The 16,603-nt window shown below is 66.4% G+C and carries 14 protein-coding genes; 11 read left to right on the top strand and 3 right to left on the bottom strand.

Annotated elements, in window-relative coordinates; all coding sequences use genetic code 11:
• Positions 1–213 precede the first annotated feature (213 nt).
• Genes ACYVII_RS01135 through ACYVII_RS01120 form a run of 4 tightly spaced genes read left to right on the top strand, consistent with a single transcriptional unit; the run spans position 214 to position 5,224 of the window.
• Positions 214–1,869 carry a glycoside hydrolase family 13 protein gene (locus ACYVII_RS01135; protein ID WP_460530511.1) on the top strand — a complete coding sequence of 552 codons (1,656 nt, stop codon included), beginning with the start codon at positions 214–216 and terminating at the stop codon, positions 1,867–1,869.
• A gap of 37 nt (positions 1,870–1,906) precedes the next feature.
• Entirely contained in the window at positions 1,907–3,289 is a 1,383-nt protein-coding gene (locus ACYVII_RS01130; RefSeq protein ID WP_460529681.1) for a type 2 periplasmic-binding domain-containing protein, read from the top strand.
• A gap of 4 nt (positions 3,290–3,293) precedes the next feature.
• Positions 3,294–4,247, top strand: coding sequence for a carbohydrate ABC transporter permease (locus tag ACYVII_RS01125; protein ID WP_460529678.1), 954 nt, complete (start codon positions 3,294–3,296; stop codon positions 4,245–4,247).
• Entirely contained in the window at positions 4,244–5,224 is a 981-nt protein-coding gene (locus tag ACYVII_RS01120; protein WP_460529675.1) for a carbohydrate ABC transporter permease, read from the top strand. Before ACYVII_RS01125 ends, ACYVII_RS01120 begins: the two co-directional genes overlap by 4 nt.
• A gap of 15 nt (positions 5,225–5,239) precedes the next feature.
• Here ACYVII_RS01120 and ACYVII_RS01115 read toward each other — a convergent pair whose 3' ends face one another.
• From ACYVII_RS01115 to ACYVII_RS01105, 3 genes are all read right to left on the bottom strand, one after another.
• A complete protein-coding gene (locus ACYVII_RS01115; RefSeq protein ID WP_460529672.1) occupies positions 5,240–5,932 on the bottom strand; it encodes a TMEM175 family protein in 693 nt (230 codons plus the stop codon).
• Positions 5,933–6,019: 87 nt separating this feature from the next.
• Positions 6,020–7,096 (bottom strand): winged helix DNA-binding domain-containing protein, encoded by a 1,077-nt coding sequence (locus ACYVII_RS01110; protein ID WP_460529670.1) that lies wholly within the window; start codon positions 7,094–7,096, stop codon positions 6,020–6,022.
• Positions 7,097–7,132: 36 nt separating this feature from the next.
• On the bottom strand, positions 7,133–8,185 hold the full coding sequence (locus ACYVII_RS01105) for an App1 family protein (RefSeq protein ID WP_460529667.1): 1,053 nt from the start codon (positions 8,183–8,185) through the stop codon (positions 7,133–7,135).
• 143 nt (positions 8,186–8,328) lie between these two features.
• On the opposite strand from ACYVII_RS01105, the gene ACYVII_RS01100 reads away from it, so the two are divergent.
• From ACYVII_RS01100 to leuS, 7 genes are all read left to right on the top strand, one after another.
• The gene (locus ACYVII_RS01100) at positions 8,329–8,976 is read left to right on the top strand and encodes a TetR family transcriptional regulator (RefSeq protein ID WP_460529665.1); all 648 of its coding nucleotides are present in this window, start codon (positions 8,329–8,331) and stop codon (positions 8,974–8,976) included.
• A 113-nt stretch (positions 8,977–9,089) separates the two neighbouring features.
• Complete coding sequence (locus ACYVII_RS01095; protein WP_460529662.1) at positions 9,090–9,995, top strand: ABC transporter ATP-binding protein; 906 nt, start codon at positions 9,090–9,092, stop codon at positions 9,993–9,995.
• Positions 9,992–10,681, top strand: a complete 690-nt coding sequence (locus ACYVII_RS01090; protein WP_460529659.1) for an ABC transporter permease — start codon at positions 9,992–9,994, stop codon at positions 10,679–10,681. The genes ACYVII_RS01095 and ACYVII_RS01090 overlap by 4 nt, the downstream gene beginning before the upstream one ends.
• On the top strand, positions 10,678–11,412 hold the full coding sequence (locus tag ACYVII_RS01085) for an ABC transporter permease (protein WP_460529656.1): 735 nt from the start codon (positions 10,678–10,680) through the stop codon (positions 11,410–11,412). Before ACYVII_RS01090 ends, ACYVII_RS01085 begins: the two co-directional genes overlap by 4 nt.
• 44 nt (positions 11,413–11,456) lie before the next feature.
• Positions 11,457–12,386 carry an ABC transporter substrate-binding protein gene (locus ACYVII_RS01080; RefSeq protein ID WP_460529652.1) on the top strand — a complete coding sequence of 310 codons (930 nt, stop codon included), beginning with the start codon at positions 11,457–11,459 and terminating at the stop codon, positions 12,384–12,386.
• 9 nt (positions 12,387–12,395) lie between these two features.
• Positions 12,396–13,859, top strand: coding sequence for an anthranilate synthase component I family protein (gene pabB / locus ACYVII_RS01075; protein ID WP_460529649.1), 1,464 nt, complete (start codon positions 12,396–12,398; stop codon positions 13,857–13,859).
• Positions 13,860–13,942: 83 nt separating this feature from the next.
• A complete protein-coding gene (gene leuS, locus ACYVII_RS01070; RefSeq protein ID WP_460529646.1) occupies positions 13,943–16,516 on the top strand; it encodes a leucine--tRNA ligase in 2,574 nt (857 codons plus the stop codon).
• Positions 16,517–16,603: the final 87 nt, after the last annotated feature.

Raw genomic sequence — 16,603 nt, 5'->3', positions numbered from 1 at the left:
CCCGCGTAAGCCAGTTGCTCAATGTTTAGTTCTTGCGTCATTTTGTCGAGATAGCTACCTTGAGTTCTCAAGCCGCACGGGCATCCGATGTCGGCCGACTCACCATTCGCTCTCGTGCTCCGGCAGCGCCGCCTTTCGCACCACGGTCGCTGCCTACGAAAGGCTCCCTCCTTGAACGTGCCCTCCCTCGCCGATGCGGTATCTCCCGCGCCCATCGCTCCGGCCGGCCCGTCGGACGACGACCCGCTGTGGTGGCGTCACGCGACGATCTACCAGATCTATCCGCGCAGCTTTGCCGACGGCAACGGTGACGGCATCGGCGACCTGGCGGGCGTCCGCCGCCGACTGGGATACCTGAAGGACCTCGGCGTCGACGCCATCTGGTTCACGCCCTGGTACGCATCGCCGCTGGCGGACGGCGGCTACGACGTCGCCGACTACACGTCGATCGACCCGCGCTTCGGAACTCTCGAGGAGGCCGAGGCACTGATCCGGGACGCCTTGTCCCTAGGCATCCGCACGATCATCGACATCGTTCCGAACCACATCTCCGACCGCCACGCATGGTTCCAGGCCGCCCTGGCGGCCGGCTCCGGCTCGCCTGAGCGCGAACGATTCTGGTTTCACCCCGGCAAGGGCTCCGACGGTGCCGAGATGCCGACGCACTGGGAGTCCAACTTCTCGGGCGAGACCTGGACGCGCACGACGAATCCCGACGGCACGCCAGGGGAGTGGTACCTGCACCTCTTCACGCCTCAGCAGCCGGACCTGAACTGGAATCATCCCGACGTGCGCCGCATGCACGAAGACGTGCTCAGGTTCTGGTTCGATCGCGGTGTAGGTGGTGTTCGCGTCGACTCCGCCGCGCTGCTGGTGAAGGATGCGGCCCTGCCAGAGGTTCCGGAGCACCCGAGGCCAGGCGAGCATCCCACCCAGGACCGCGACGAGCTGCACGACATCTACCGCGACTGGCGCACCATCGCGGACTCGTACCCGGGCAGCAGGGTGCTGGTCGGCGAGCTCTGGCTGCCCGACATCGATCGCTTCGCGAAGTACCTGCGCGACGACGAGCTGCACACCGCGTTCAACTTCGACTTCCTGGCGCGCCCGTGGGATGCCCGTGAGCTGCGGGCGTCGATCGACGAGACCCTGCGCGCGCACGCTCCGGTCGGCGCCCCATCGACCTGGGTTCTCTCCAATCACGATGTCACACGCCCGGTGACCAGGTATGGCCGGGAGGACAGCTCGTTCGCGTTCGCCAAGAAGCGCGCGGGCATACCGACGGACCTCGCCCAGGGAACCCGGCGTGCGCGGGCCGCAGCCCTGCTCACGGCAGCGCTCCCCGGCGCCCTGTACATCTACCAGGGCGACGAACTGGGACTGCCCGAGGTGGAGGACCTTCCCGAGGAGTTGCTGGAGGATCCCATGCACTTCCGCTCCGGCGGCGTCGATCCTGGGAGAGACGGATGCCGGGTGCCGCTTCCGTGGAGTGGTGTGCGCCCACCCTTCGGATTCAGCCCGGCGGAGGCTCCCGCGAAACCGTGGCTTCCGCAGCCGGACTCCTGGGCAGCGCTCACGGTGCAGGCGCAGCAGGCCGACCCGTCGTCCATGCTCTGGCTGTACAAGCAGGCACTGCGCATCCGCAGGGCACTGAACCGGGAATCCGGCGCGTCCTTCTCCTGGCGCGAATCGAAGCCCGACGTGCTCGCCTTCGACCGCGGCGAGCACTTCCTCTCGGTCACCAATCTCTCCACGCACAGCATCGAGCTGCCCGAAAGCGGCGGCATCCTTCTGGCCAGCAGCCCGCTGGAGAACGGAATGCTGCCACCCGACTCCACGGCATGGCTCGCCAACCCCGCAACCACTTGACCAACCTGCAATCACCTTCGAACGAAAGGACACGACAATGAAGTCACCAGGAAAGCTCGCGGTACTCGCCGCAGCGGCACTGGCCGGTGTGGGCATCCTGAGCGGATGCTCCTCGAGCAGCGGCGGAGGCGACGACGGCAAGGTCAACCTCGTCGTCGCGCCCGTGCTGCCCGGCGCGACGGCCGACGCGCTGAAGGCGCTGCACGATCGCGTGCAGCAGTTCGAGAAGAAGTACCCGAACATCAACGTCAAGGCGATCGAGTACCAGTGGACCGGCACGACGTTCGCGGCCGAGCTTGCCGGCGGAACGCTGCCCGACGTGTTCAACGTGCCGTTCACCGACTCGAAGACGCTCGCGAACAATGGCCAGCTCGCCGACATCACGAAGTACTTCAAGCAGACCGCGACCGCCGGCAAGTGGAACAAGAACGTGCTGGATGTCGCGACGGGCAAAGACGGCAAGGTGTACGGCATCCCGTGGGGCCCGTACGCGATGGCGCTGTCGTACAACCGCGACATCTTCACGAAGGCGGGGCTCGACCCCGACAAGCCGCCGACCACTCTGGATGAGATCGAGCAGGACGCGAAGATCATCTCCCAGAAGGTGCCCGGTGTCGCCGGCTACATGCAGATGACGAAGGACAACACCGGAGGATGGGAGCTGGCGACCCTCACGCAGTCACTCGGCGGCAAGCTCGAGAAGGTGGGCTCCGACGGCAAGGTCACCGTCACGGCCGACAACCCGCAGACGAAGCAGGCCCTCGCCTGGCTGAAGAAGCTGCGCTGGGACGACAACGCGATGGGCAGCAACTTCCTGTTCGACTGGAGTGGCATCAACCAGGCGTTCGCCTCAGACCAGGTGGCCATGTACATGAGCGGATCGGATGTCATCGGCTCGCTCATGCAGGCCAACGGCTTCGACCAGAAGAAGTACGGGGTGACCACGTTCCCGCTCTCTTCGAGCCCGAATGCGGGCATCCTCTCCGGCGGCAACGTCGATGTGGTGAACGTCAAGGACAGCCCTGAGCAGATCGCGGCGGCGGTGAAGTGGATCGACTTCTACCGCACGCAGCCGACCGTGGACAAGACGGCGGCAGTGAACAACGCGAAGACCCTCGCGAAGGGGGATCAGGCCGTGAATGCTCCGACATTGCCGGTGTTCGACAAGGCCACCTGGGAGCAGAACCAGGAGTGGATCAAGCCGTACGACAACATCCCGGTCGAGAATCTGAAGCCGTTCAACGACAACATCTTCAACCAGAAGATCTCGCCGGAGCCGCCGTCGCACACCCAGGATCTGTACGGGGCGCTCGACGCGGTCGTGCAGGCCGTGCTGACGAATCAGAACGCCGACGTCGACACCATGCTGAAGGGCGTCGACACCAAGGTGCAGGCGCTGGTCGACGCCGACAGCAAGTAGCACGATGACCGTTGATTCCCCGGCGCGGGTGCGGGTGGCGAAGGCCGCCCGCACCCGGCGCCGCCACAACCCGGTCACGTGGGTGCAGCGCGGCGGGCTGACCACGCTCCTCTTCCTCCTGCCGCTCCTGATCATCTTCGGCGTCTTCTCCTGGACCCCGATCGTCGAAGCCGTGATCATGAGCTTCCAGAAGACCAACCTCGTGACTGCACCCGTCTTCGTCGGCTGGGACAACTTCGTCGCCGTCTTCGAGGACCCGGTGTTCTGGATCGCCGTGCGCAACACCGGCTTCTTCGCCCTGCTCGCGCTGCTCTTCGGCTACCCGATCCCGCTCGTCGCCGCCGTGTTGATGAGCGAGGTGAAGCGCATGAAGGGCTTCTACAGCGTGCTCGCCTACCTTCCGGTGGTGATCCCGCCGGTCGTCTCGGTGCTGCTCTGGAAGATCTTCTACGACGCGAGCCCGAACGGTGTGTTCAACACGATCCTCGGCTGGGTCGGCATTCCTCCACAGCCATGGATTCAGGATGCCGTCACCGCCATGCCCTCCCTGGTACTGGAGGCGACGTGGGCAGGCGCAGGCGGAACGATCATCATCTACCTGGCTGCGCTCACCTCCGTCTCGCCCGACCTGTACGACGCGGCAGAGGTGGATGGCGCATCCATCTGGGGAAAGATCTGGCACGTGACGCTGCCGCAGCTGCGGGGCATCCTCTTCATCACGCTGATCCTGCAGATCATCGCCACCGCCCAGGTGTTCCTTCAGCCGTTCCTGTTCACCGGCGGCGGCCCGGTCAACTCGACCACGACGATCCTGCTGCTCATCTACCAGTACGCGTTCACGCAGTCCCTCGGGGGCGCCTACGGCCAGGCGACCGCGCTCAGCCTGATGCTTGCTGCCTTCCTGGCGATCCTGTCGATCGTGTACTTCCGGCTCACCGCGAGATGGAGCGACAATTGACCACCACCGTTCCGGCTCAGCAGCCCGTGCAGGAAGCCGAGCTCCCCGGGCAGAGGCTCGAAGCGAAAGCGCGAAAGCGCAGACAGATCGTGCAGGAGGCTGGCGACAGGGGCATTCTTTCTGCCACTGATCGGAGACGACCGCATGTGCGCGTGCTCGGCACCGCGCTGAACGTGCTGCTCGGCGTCTGCCTGGTCGTGGCGGGACTGCTGCCCCTGCTCTGGTTGCTCAAATCGGCGATCACGCCGACTCAGGACACGCTCGCGCATCCGCTCGCCCTCTTTCCGGGCGGCGTCGACTGGTCGAACGTCGTGAAGGCATGGAATGACGTGCAGATCGGCGACTTCTTCTTCAATACGATCTGGATGGCCGCGGGCGAGTGGGCCGTGCAGCTCCTGGTCGCCACCACGGGCGGCTTCGCGCTCTCGGTGCTGCGACCCAAGTACGGCAAGCTGATCAGCGGGCTCGTGCTCGCGACGCTTTTCGTGCCCGCCGTGGTGCTGCTCGTTCCGCTGTATCTGACGGTGCTGCACCCGCCGCTCATCGGGCACTCGCTGATCAACACGTTCTGGGCGGTGTGGCTGCCCGCGGGTGCGAGCGCGTTCAACGTGCTCCTCGTCATGCGATTCTTCGACAGCCTCCCCAAGGAGGTGTTCGAGGCGGCCAAGACCGACGGGGCGGGAACGTTCCGGTTGTTCTGGTCGATCGTGCTGCCCATGTCGAAGCCCATCCTCGGCGTGGTCTCGGTGTTCGCGATCAACGCGGCGTGGGCAGACTTCCTCTGGCCGAACCTCGTGCTGAAAGACATCGGCATTCAGCCGCTGTCGGTGCGGCTCCCGCAGATCCAGTCCTCCACCGACCTGGGTGTGTATCTGGCGGCGCTCACGATCGCCACGCTCATCCCGGTCGTCATCTTCCTCATCTTCCAGCGCACGTTCCTGCGCGGCGGCGGGCTCGGCGGGGCGGTCAAGGGATGATCGCGCTCGCGCCGGTCACGCTCCGCCGCGTCGTTCCGCGCGGGTGCGCCGGCCAGGCTCCTTCTTCGCCTCGCGCCGATCGAGCACGTCGACCACGTTATTCAGCAGGAAGAGCAGGAACGCGAACGAGCCGATCCAGATCGACGCGATCGCAATGATGCCCGCCATGATCGCCGCGACCAGCGCGTTGCGACGCGAGATGCGTCGGTAGCGATCGGAGATGTTCGGTGTGAGACTGCGTGCCGACGAGGAGATGTACCACCACTGCCAGAGGCTCACCGCGACGATCAAGAAGAAGTTGAGCGGCAGCAGGAACCGTCCGGGGACGGTCCCGCTGAAGTTGTCGGTGACCGTCGTCGTGAACGGCACGAGCACGACCCCGAGCAGACGGAACGTGTTGAGCGTGAGCACGACCTGATCCACGCGCTCCACGAACTCGAACTGACGAACGTGAATGCCCCACAGCACGCCGAGGATCAGGAAGCTGATGACGAAGCTGACGAGCTTGTCGCTGATCTCGAAGAGTGCCTTCCACACTGCGGCGTCCGAGGGATTCGAACCGACGTGGAATTCGGAGATGCTGAGGTCTAACACCAGCAGAGTCGCGGCGATGGCGAAGACGCCGTCTGAGTACGCCTCGAGGCGACGAGGGGAGAGCGTCTTCGGAAGGTCGCCGGCCTTCGGCGCCTTCGTCAGGTCGTCTGGCATACGCCGAACCTATCGCGCCTTCGGCGCCCACTGGCTCAATCGGCTCCGACGAGCGAGCAAGCTTGCTCGTCCTCGCCTGAATCGCCTCTATCGCGGCGCGGCCTCGAGACCGAGGAACTGGGAGAGCCGGTGCATCGAGCCGTCGAAGCCGCGCTGCTCCGCCGCCGTCAGCCGCGTGAACGGCTGCGCTTGCGCGACAACGCGCGGTCCCTGCACACTCTGCCGCCATGTCCCCACGACACGGCCGGCCGAGAGGATGGTCGGAAGGAATACACCGTTGCCCGTCGCAGAGACTCGCGGCGCGAACTCCGGGTCGAGCACCGGACTGCGATCGGCATAGCCGAGTACGTACTCGTCCCAGCCGGGGACCGCCTGCACCCCAGAGGGCGTCGAGGCAATCGCGTCGCTCTGCGTGCGCCCTGCTTCGATCAGCCATTCCTCGTCGCCGGCGGTCTCGAGCGCCGAGCCGGCCGCCTCGCGTGCGCGCCGTGCGTCCGTGAGAGTCAGGCCGGACCACCAGGCGAAATCGCGGACGGTCGCCGGTGCGTGTCCCGCGACATATCGCACCAGGTACCTTGCCAGCAGTTCGTCACGGTCGTGCTCACCTGCGGGCTGCACGAGCACGAGTTGCGGTTGCTTGCCGCGCATCGGTCCCCAGGCGACGCGCCCGCGCAGAGCTGCGTCTCTGATGAAGCGGTATCCGCGTTCGTCGCCGACAGGGATGCCGGCCCCCTCCAACGTGCTCAGCGCCACCGCCCTCGTACGCGGCCCGTTCTGCTCCACGTCCTGAACGATCAGCTCGGATGCGCGCTCGAACTCCGATTCGTCCATGCCGCGAACGCGGGCCTCACGCGCGACCGCCGCACGTTGCCTGGCCGACGTGAGTGCGAGCATCCATCCGAGGTCGTCCGCGGCGACGATGTGCAGAGTCCCGCGCATCGTCCACGAACGCACCAGGTCGCCGGAATCGAAGAGCCGCTCGATGTCGGCCTGCGCGCATCCGGGGGAGCGCACGCCGATGGCCCATCGGGCAGCCGAACCGTTCTGCGCCTGAACGGCTCCCAGCGTGCGCACGACCTCGAGCGGGCTGGCCGCTCGGCCGTCCAGGTGCTGCGAACGGAGACGCTGGGCGCGAAACCATGCTTGTTGAGGCGGGGCCGTCATCCGCTCATGATCGCAGCAGCCGGCGACACTCAGCGCTCAGACCTGGATACCGAGGTCCTTGAGCTGCGTCAGCAGATCGGCGCCATCAGCGCCGTACACCCACGGGACCCCGCTCGTCTGGGCGTGCTTCTCCGCCGTCGAACGACCGCCGGCGAGTACGGACTCCGCGTTCGAGAGCTGCCGGATGGCCACCGCTGCCACGTTGCCGGGGTGTTCCTTCGCGAACGCCGCGTAGATCGCCTCGTCGTGCTGGCCGTCGTCGCCGACCAGCAGCCACTTGACGGCCGGGAACTCGCGGACCAGGCGCTGCAGGCTCTGCTCCTTGTGCTCACGGCCGCTGCGGAACCAGCGATCGTGCGTCGGCCCCCAGTCGGTGAGCAGAAGGGCCCCGGCCGGAAAGAGATTACGGGAGAGGAACCGCGTCACCGCAGGCGCCACGTTCCAAGCACCCGTGGAGAGGTAGAGCACGGGCGCGTTCGGATGCGTCGCGGCGAGCCGTTCCAGCAGCACGGCCATCCCCGGCGTGGGCACCCGAGCGTGCTCGTCGAGCACGAACGTGTTCCATGCCGCAAGCAGCGGGCGAGGGAGCGCCGTCACCATGACGGTGTCGTCGACATCGGAGATCAGCCCGAAGGATGCCTCATCGGGCGCCACCAGCACGGGCGACGTCGCGGCGTGGTCGCTGGTGTCCGCACGCAGCGTCACGGTGTGGGTGCCTGGCTCGAGCCGCACGGGGATCACCTCGTCGATGACACCGCCGCGGTCCGGTCGCACGGCGAGCTTCGTGCCGTCGACCTCGACGACCACGTCGACCTCGCTGTACGGCACGCTGACGAAGCTGCGCCATCCGCGCACGCTCTCCTCGCGCTTGCGATTCTTGCGCTCAGCGCGCGAGCCGGGCCGCGGATCCTTCGCGAGCACGACGCGTCCGAGCACCCTGATCCACTCGGTCGTCCCGTATCCCGTGTAGGAGAGCACCGTCGGCAAGTACCCGCGCTTCAGCGCACGTCGAGCCCGAAAACCGTGGAAGGCATCCTCGATGCGCGCGGCGCGATGCATCCTCGTCACGGAGCGGGGACGTCGGGCCATCGGTACAGTCTTTCACGGGCCGCGACCTCGATGAGAAGGGGCGGTATCCCTGTCAACCTGAAGAACAGTCGGGTACCGTCGCATCGGGCATATTCGACGAGCGGGCGCAGCGTCGTGCACGGAGGAAGGGAGCTGGCCGGAAGATGATCGAAGAGATCCTCGTCGGAACGCAGGAGATCGTGAACGCGGGAGCGCTGCGCGTCGAGCCGGCTCAGGAGCGGAGTCTGGCGCGGATCGACGCCCTGCTCGACGCGGCGGCATCGGTGGTCGACGAGGTCGGCTTCGACCGGCTGACCACGGCACAGGTCGCCGAGCTGAGCGGGGCATCCATCGGTACGGTGTACCGCTACTTCCCGGATCGCATCGCCTTGCTCGTCGCGCTGCGCGACCGCGCCGTGAGGCGATACCGCCTGGCGGCCTCCGAAGAGCTCGAGCGCAAGCAGCCCGCGACCTGGCAGGATGCCATGGCACTGCTCGTCGCCCGGTTCGCAGGCATGTTCCGCACCGAGCCCGGGTTCCGCATCATGCGGTTCGAGGAAGTGCGCGGCGTCGACGAGGGCGCCGTCACCGTGGATCACGTGCACGAGTTCGCGGAGCGCGTCGCGGAGATCCTCGCCGCCAGCTACGGCTTCGATTACAGCGAGGAGCTCGTGTTCCGGCTCGACATCGCCTGCCAGATGGCGGAGTCGCTCATCGAGCGCGCTTACCTGCGTGAGCCGAAGGGCGACGATCGCGTACTCGCCGAGGCGGGCGTGGTCGCCATCGCCTACCTGGAGAAGTACTACTCATAGGCGCTCGTCGGCGCCCGGTCGCGCGGGATCGGAGCCCACACGAGGGCCACCTGTTACGGCGTATTTCCTGAGCATCGCAAGCGAATGTCGGTGGGGTACGACATAGTGGTGCGGTGATCGAATTCCGATCGGTGACCAAGCAATTCGCTGACGGCACCGTCGCGGTGCGGGACTTCAGTCTCGTCATCCCCTCGCGCAAGACCACCGTTCTCGTCGGCTCGTCCGGGAGTGGCAAGACGACCATCCTGCGCATGATCAACCGCATGGTCGACCCGACGAGCGGCACGATCGAGATCGACGGCGACGATATCGCCACGCTGGAACCGGTCGGCTTGCGTCGCAGCATCGGCTACGTCATGCAGAATTCCGGCCTTCTGCCTCATCGTAAGGTGGCCGACAACATCGCCACCGTGCCGCTCCTGAAAGGTGTGAACCGCAGGGATGCCCGTGCGCGGGCGCTCGAGCTCATGGACACGGTCGGTCTCGACCGCTCACTCGCCGACAGGTACCCGAGCCAGCTCTCTGGTGGTCAGCAGCAGCGCGTCGGCGTGGCACGGGGGCTTGCCGTCGACCCGAACATCCTGCTGATGGACGAGCCGTTCGGCGCGGTCGACCCGCTTGTGCGCGCCGAGTTGCAGCACGAGCTCGTGCGGTTGCAGCACGAGCTCGACAAAACCGTGGTCTTCGTCACGCACGACATCGACGAGGCCCTTCTGCTTGGCCATCAGATCGTCATCTTCAAGCCGGGCGGCATCGTGGCCCAGGTCGGAACGCCCGAGCAGATCCTGGCCCACCCGGCCGACGAGTTCGTCACCCGATTCGTGGGAGCGGATCGCGGCAAGCGCGTGCTGCATCTGAGGCCGGAATCCGGGCGCGCCGTCGTCGTGGACGGCGATGGTCGTCCCGCCGGCGTTCTCGTACGCGACGCCGCATCCGGCCACCGCGACTCAGTCATCGATGAGGCCGGAGCGGCCGCCGCCGCTTCGGGTGCTTCGGCGCAGGGTGATCGGCAGCCGTGAGCTGGCTGATCGAGAACGCGGGTCAGATCTTGCAGCTGACCCTGGTTCATGCCGGCCTCTCCGCCGTGCCGATCGTGGTCGGCTTCGTGCTGGCCATCCCGGTCGGATGGCTCACGAACCGCTACCGTGCGAGCCGCGGCACGGTGCTCGCCATCGTCGGACTGCTGTACGCGATTCCGTCGCTGCCGCTCTTCATCGTGCTGCCGGGCATCCTGGGGACGCGCATCCTCGACCCGCTGAACATCATCGTCGCGCTGAGCCTGTATGCGCTGGCGATCATGGTGCGCACCGCATCGGATGCCTTCGCCTCCGTCGACATCGACGTCAAGCTCTCGGCCACCGCCGTCGGATTCTCCACCTGGCGCCGGTTCTGGTCGGTGGAGCTTCCGCTGGCCGGGTCGGTATTGCTTTCGGGGATCCGAGTGGTTTCCGTCAGCACGATCAGCCTGCTCAGCGTCGGTTCCGTCATCGGGGTGACGAGCCTCGGCTACTTCTTCCTCGACGGGTTCCAGCGCAACTTCCCGCTCGAGATCATCGTCGGCATCGTCGGCACGATCGTGATCGCCGTGATCTTCGACCTCATCCTTGCCTTGCTCGGCCGGCTGCTGCTGCCGTGGACGCACGGCACACGGCGCGTTCGGCGCGCACGGGTCGACCCCGAGCTCGAGGTGGTGGGCGCTGCATGAGCCTGTGGAACTCGACGTTCGCGTGGCTGGTCGACCCCGCCAACTGGGCCGGTCCCGGTGGCATCCCGACGCGCCTCGGCGAGCATGTTCTGTACACGCTGATCACTCTCGTGATCGCTGTCGTGATCGCGGTTCCGGTCGGTGTGGCCGTGGGTCACACCGGCAAAGGCCGTGCCGTGGCCGTGCAACTGTCGGGCGCGCTGCGCGCCCTGCCTACTCTCGGCGTGCTGCTGCTTGTCGCGCTCTGGATCGGGCTGGGCATCGGGCCAGCTCTCATCGTGATGGTGCTGCTCGCGCTCCCGCCGGTTCTGGCTGGTGCGTACGCGGGAGTGGATGCCGTCGACCGGGCGACGATCGATGCGGCGAAATCCATCGGCATGACCGGCTGGCAGGTGCTGGTCAAGGTCGAGCTGCCGCTGGCCATGCCGATCATCATCGGCGGCCTGCGCTCGGCGTGCCTTCAGGTGATCGCGACCTGGACAGTGGCGGCGTATCTGCCGCTCGGCGGCCTCGGCCGGTTCATCTACGACGGGTACGCCGTGCAGAACTACGCCGAGATGCTCGGCGCGTCCGTACTCGTCATCCTGCTCGCGCTGATCGCGGACGGCATCTTCGTCGTCGTTCAGCGACTCGTAGTGCCGCGTGGCGTCGTCGTCGGGCGTGCATCCGACGTGCGTGCGCGGTCATCCAAGAGGCTCACCACGACCTCGCAGTCCACCACAGCAGGCTGAGCCGCTCACGGCGATTCGGCCCCCACAGAAGAAAGCGAAGCACCATGTCACTGAGAACACGCGCTATCGCCCTCGCAGCCGTTGCGACGGTGAGTGCCCTCGCTCTTGCCGGCTGCTCGTCGGGCAACCCGCTCGACTCCTCGTCGACCCCTGCGTCGAAATCCGGCGGTGCGATCGTCGTCGGTTCGGCCAACTTCCCCGAGTCGGAGATCATCGCGCAGATCTACACCCAGGCGTTGAAGGACAACGGGGTGGATGCGAGCATCAAGCCGAACATCGGTGCGCGCGAGGTGTACCTGAAGGCGTTGCAGGACGGCTCGATCGACCTCGTGCCCGAGTACTCCGGAAGCCTTCTGCAGTACTACAACGCGAAGAGCACGGCACAGTCCAGCGACGACGTGTACGCGGCTCTGAGCGACGCCCTCCCGAAGGGCTTCGAAGTGCTCGACCAGTCGAAGGCGCAGGACAAGGACTCGTACAACGTCACGAAAGCGTTCTCGGACAAGTACGGGGTGACGAGCCTCTCCGACCTGAAGAAGGTCACGGTTCCGCTCACCGTTGGCGCGAACCCGGAGTTCGCGGATCGGCCGTACGGGATCAAGGGGCTCAAGTCCGCCTACGGCGTCACGGCGACGCTCGACCCGATCAGCGATAGCGGCGGACCGCTGACGGTGAAGGCTCTCCTGGACGGAACGGTGCAGCTGGCCGACATCTACACGACGAGCTCCGCGATCAAGGACAACAACCTGGTCACGCTGAAGGATCCGAAGAACATCATCATCGCCGAGAACGTGGTGCCGATCATCAACGAGAACAAGGTGACCGACACCGTGAAGAACGTGCTGAACAAGGTGTCCGGCACGTTGACCACGGACGATCTGGTGACGATGAACGACAAGAGCTCCGGCTCCGCGAAGGAGTCCGCGGCGCAGATCGCGAAGGAGTGGCTCGCCTCGAAGAACCTCTTCAAGTAGGCGGCGCACATGGAGCCGTTCTCGGCGCGGGGCGCATCCGTGCCCGTGCGCCGGGAACGGCTTCCCGTTCTTGTCGACGCCGAGCGCGTGTTCGAGGCCATGTTCTCGGGGGAGAGGCTCGCGTTCTGGCTTGATGCGGGCATCCACGCCGGCAGCGGTTTCAGCTACCTGGGCGCGGCGTCGCCGGTTCGGCCGAGTTGGCTGCTGACGGGGGAAGGGCTCGTACGCATGCTCGGCGGCGAGCGGATGCCCGTGGCCGGCACGTTCGAGGATGTTCTGCGCTCCTGGCCGCACGACCGCCCCGCGGTGGGCGATCGGACGGATGTCGCGGCGGGACCGTGCCCGCTGGGCTGGGTCGGCTGGTTCGGCTACGAGTACGGTGCGCGGCGGCTCGGGGTGGCCGCCGCGTCGTCGCGTTATCCGGATGCCGTGATGCTGGCCGCCGACCGCGTGATCGAGATCGATCACGCTGCCGGCCAGTCGGCACTGTGGTTCTTCGACGACGCAGACGGTCGGGCGTGGGCCGCCGAGACGGAGGAGCTTCTCCGTTCATTGCCTGAGGCGTCGGAGCAGGATGGCGGCGCCCGTACGGGGAGCACATCGCGTAACGAGCATCGGCCCCCAGCAGAGCTCCCCGAGGCTCAGCATCCGCCGGAGCCGTTGTGGCGGCACAGCGATGACGACTACCTGCAGATGATCGCGGAGTGTCAGAGGTTCATTCGCGCAGGCGACGCGTACCAGCTGTGCCTCACGAACGAAGTGCAGGCATCCACTCCGGCAGATCCACTGGGCGTCTACAAGGCAGTGCGGCGCATCTCCCACGCCGTGCACGGCGCGTTCATCCGTGTCGACGACGTGTCCGTGCTGAGCGCATCGCCAGAGCTGTTCCTTCGCGTGCGCGAGGGCGTCGCGGTGACCAGACCGGTCAAGGGAACGAGACGCCGCGGCGCATCACAGAGCGAGGACGCCGCACTGAAGCGCGAGCTGATGGCCGACCACAAGGAGCGCGCGGAGAACCTGATGATCGTCGATCTCATGCGCAACGACCTCGGCCGGGTGGCGCGCGTCGGCGGCGTGTCTGTTCCTGAGCTCTTGGCGGTGGAGACTCACACCCACGTGCACCAGCTGGTCAGCACGGTGCGAGCCGAACTGGCTCCGGCCGTCGACGCGCTCGATGTTCTTCACGCATGCTTTCCCGCGGGTTCGATGACCGGTGCGCCGAAGCTCAGCGCGATGGGCATCCTTCACGAGCTCGAAGGAGGACCCCGCGGTGTGTACAGCGGATGCCTGGGTCGCCTGGGACTGGACGGATCCGCCGAGTTCGCCATGGTCATCCGCACGATCGTCATGGCCGGGGGAGAAGCCTCGGTCGGCACGGGTGGCGGCATCACCGCTCTGTCGGTGCCCGAGAACGAGCTGGCCGAGACCCGGCTGAAGGCGGCGGCACTGCTGGCAGCCCTTGGGCACCCCTGACCGGGTAATCTTTTCCGAGCCCCCTTTTTCTTCTGCGGACGCCGGGGTCCGCACACCCGTCCCGCACAGAGATTGAGAGCGACGTGTCACAACACGACGAGCGAGAAGCGACTGACGCCCGGTACGACTTCGCTGCCATTCAGGCGAAGTGGCTGCCGGTGTGGGAGGAGTTGCGTCCGTTCCGCACGGATGCTCCCGGTGACAACCGTCCGCGCAAGTACGTGCTCGACATGTTCCCGTACCCCTCCGGAGACCTGCACATGGGTCATGCCGAGGCGTTCGCGTTCGGCGACGTCGTCGCACGTTACTGGCGTCAACAGGGATTCAACGTGCTGCACCCGATCGGCTGGGACTCGTTCGGGCTCCCCGCCGAGAACGCCGCGATCAAGCGCGGCATCGACCCTCGCGGTTGGACGTACGACAACATCGCCCAGCAGAAGCGCAGCTTCCGCATCTACGCGCCCTCGTTCGACTGGAGCCGTGAGCTGCACACGAGCGATCCTGAATACTACAAGTGGAACCAGTGGTTGTTCCTCAAGCTGTACGAAGAGGGCCTGGCCTACCGCAAGGACGGCTCCGTCAACTGGTGTCCCAACGATCAGACCGTTCTCGCCAACGAGCAGGTGATCGACGGGCACTGCGAACGCTGTGGCTTCCTGGTCGAGAAGAAGAAGCTCACGCAGTGGTACTTCCGCGTGACGGACTACGCGGATCGGCTGCTCGACGACCTCAATCAGCTCGAGGGCGCATGGCCGCCTCGCGTGCTGACCATGCAGCGCAACTGGATCGGCCGGTCGATCGGCGCCGACGTGAACTTCAGGATCGAAGGTCGCGACGAGCCGGTCCCCGTCTACACGACGCGGCCCGACACGCTCTACGGCGTGACGTTCATGGTCGTGGCACCCGAATCGGATCTGGCTGCCGAACTGGTGCAGGATGCCTCTCCCGAGGTGCGCGAACGCTTCGACCAGTACCTGCGGGAGACGCAGTCCATCACCGACATCGACCGGCTCAGCACGGACCGCGCCAAGACCGGGGTGTTCCTCGAGCGGTACGCCATCAATCCACTGAGCGGGGAGCGACTCCCGATCTGGGCGGCGGATTACGTGCTGGCCGAGTACGGTCACGGCGCCATCATGGCCGTGCCTGCGCACGATCAGCGCGACCTGGACTTCGCGCGTGAGTTCGGTCTGCCGGTACGGGTGGTGGTCGACACGAATGCGCCCGTGACCGGTGCGATTCCCGTCATTCCCACCGACCCGGCGACAGGCGAGGCGCTGCTGCCCGAGGACCTTCCACCGCTGGATCCCGGATCAACCGGCGTGGCGCTGACCGGCGATGGTCGCCTGATCAATTCCGGGCCGTTCAACGGGCTGAGCAAGAACAACGCGATCCACCGCATCACGGAGGCACTGGACGCCTCGTCGATCGGGCATGCGTCGCGCAACTTCCGGCTGCGCGACTGGCTCATCTCGCGGCAGCGGTACTGGGGCACGCCGATTCCGATCATCCATTGCCCGGAGTGCGGCGAGGTGCCGGTGCCGGAAGACCAGCTGCCGGTGCTCCTGCCCGATGCGGAGGGCCTGGACCTCAAACCGAAGGGCACAAGCCCGCTCGGCGCCGCGACCGAGTGGTCGACGGTGGAGTGCCCGAAGTGCGGCGGCACAGCCACACGTGACAGCGACACCATGGACACGTTCGTCGACAGCTCCTGGTACTACCTGCGCTATCTGTCCGCGAACGACGGTACTCAGGCGTTCGACCCCGCCGAGGTGGAGAAGTGGGCGCCGGTCGACCAGTACGTGGGTGGCGTGGAGCACGCGATCCTGCACCTGCTCTACTCGCGCTTCATCACGAAGGTGCTGTTCGACCTCGGCTATGTGTCGTTCACGGAGCCGTTCACGTCGCTGCTCAACCAGGGGCAGGTGATCCTGGATGGCGCCGCCATGAGCAAGTCGAAGGGCAACCTCGTCGAGTTCGCCGATGAGCTGCGTCAGCACGGCGCCGACGCTCTTCGCGTCACGCTCGCGTTCGCCGGGCCGCCGGAGGACGACATCGACTGGGCGGATGTCTCGGCTGCAGGCAGCGCAAAGTTCCTGGCGCGCGCCTGGCGGCTTGCGCGTGACGTCGAAAGCGCTCCCGAGGTCGACTGGCGCACCGGTGATGTCTCGCTCCGACGCATCACACACCGGTTCCTGGCCGATGCGCCGGCACTGGTCGAGTCGTTCAAGTTCAATGTGGTGATCGCACGGCTCATGGAACTGGTGAACGCGACGAGGAAGGCGATCGATTCCGGCCCTGGGCCGAAGGATGCCGCGGTACGCGAAGCGGCGGAGAGCGTCGCACTGGCGCTCAACCTGTTCGCGCCGTACACCGCCGAAGACATGTGGTCGACGCTCGGATACGAACCGACCGTCGCAGCCCAGACATGGCGGAAGGCCGACCCCAGCCTGCTGGTGGAAGAGTCCGTCACCGCTGTGGTTCAGGTGGACGGCAAGGTGCGGGATCGCCTCGAGGTGTCGCCACGCATCGGTGCAGAGGAGCTGGAGGCACTGGCCCGGGCATCCGAAGCCGTGCAGCGTGCGCTCGGCGACCGGGAGGTGGCGGCGGTCATCGCGCGTCCCCCGCGCGTCGTCAACATCGCCACGAAGAAATAGCGCGACGCCCGCGCCGTGCGATCGGTGCGTAGTCGTCCTCCACAACTGCATCGGCAGGGCAGTCATCCCCGTCCCCGCTGAGAGCGC

It is taken from the genome of Humibacter ginsengiterrae (assembly GCF_054780115.1).
Note: the sequence above shows the minus strand (reverse complement) of the source record. Positions and strands in the feature narration are given on the sequence as shown.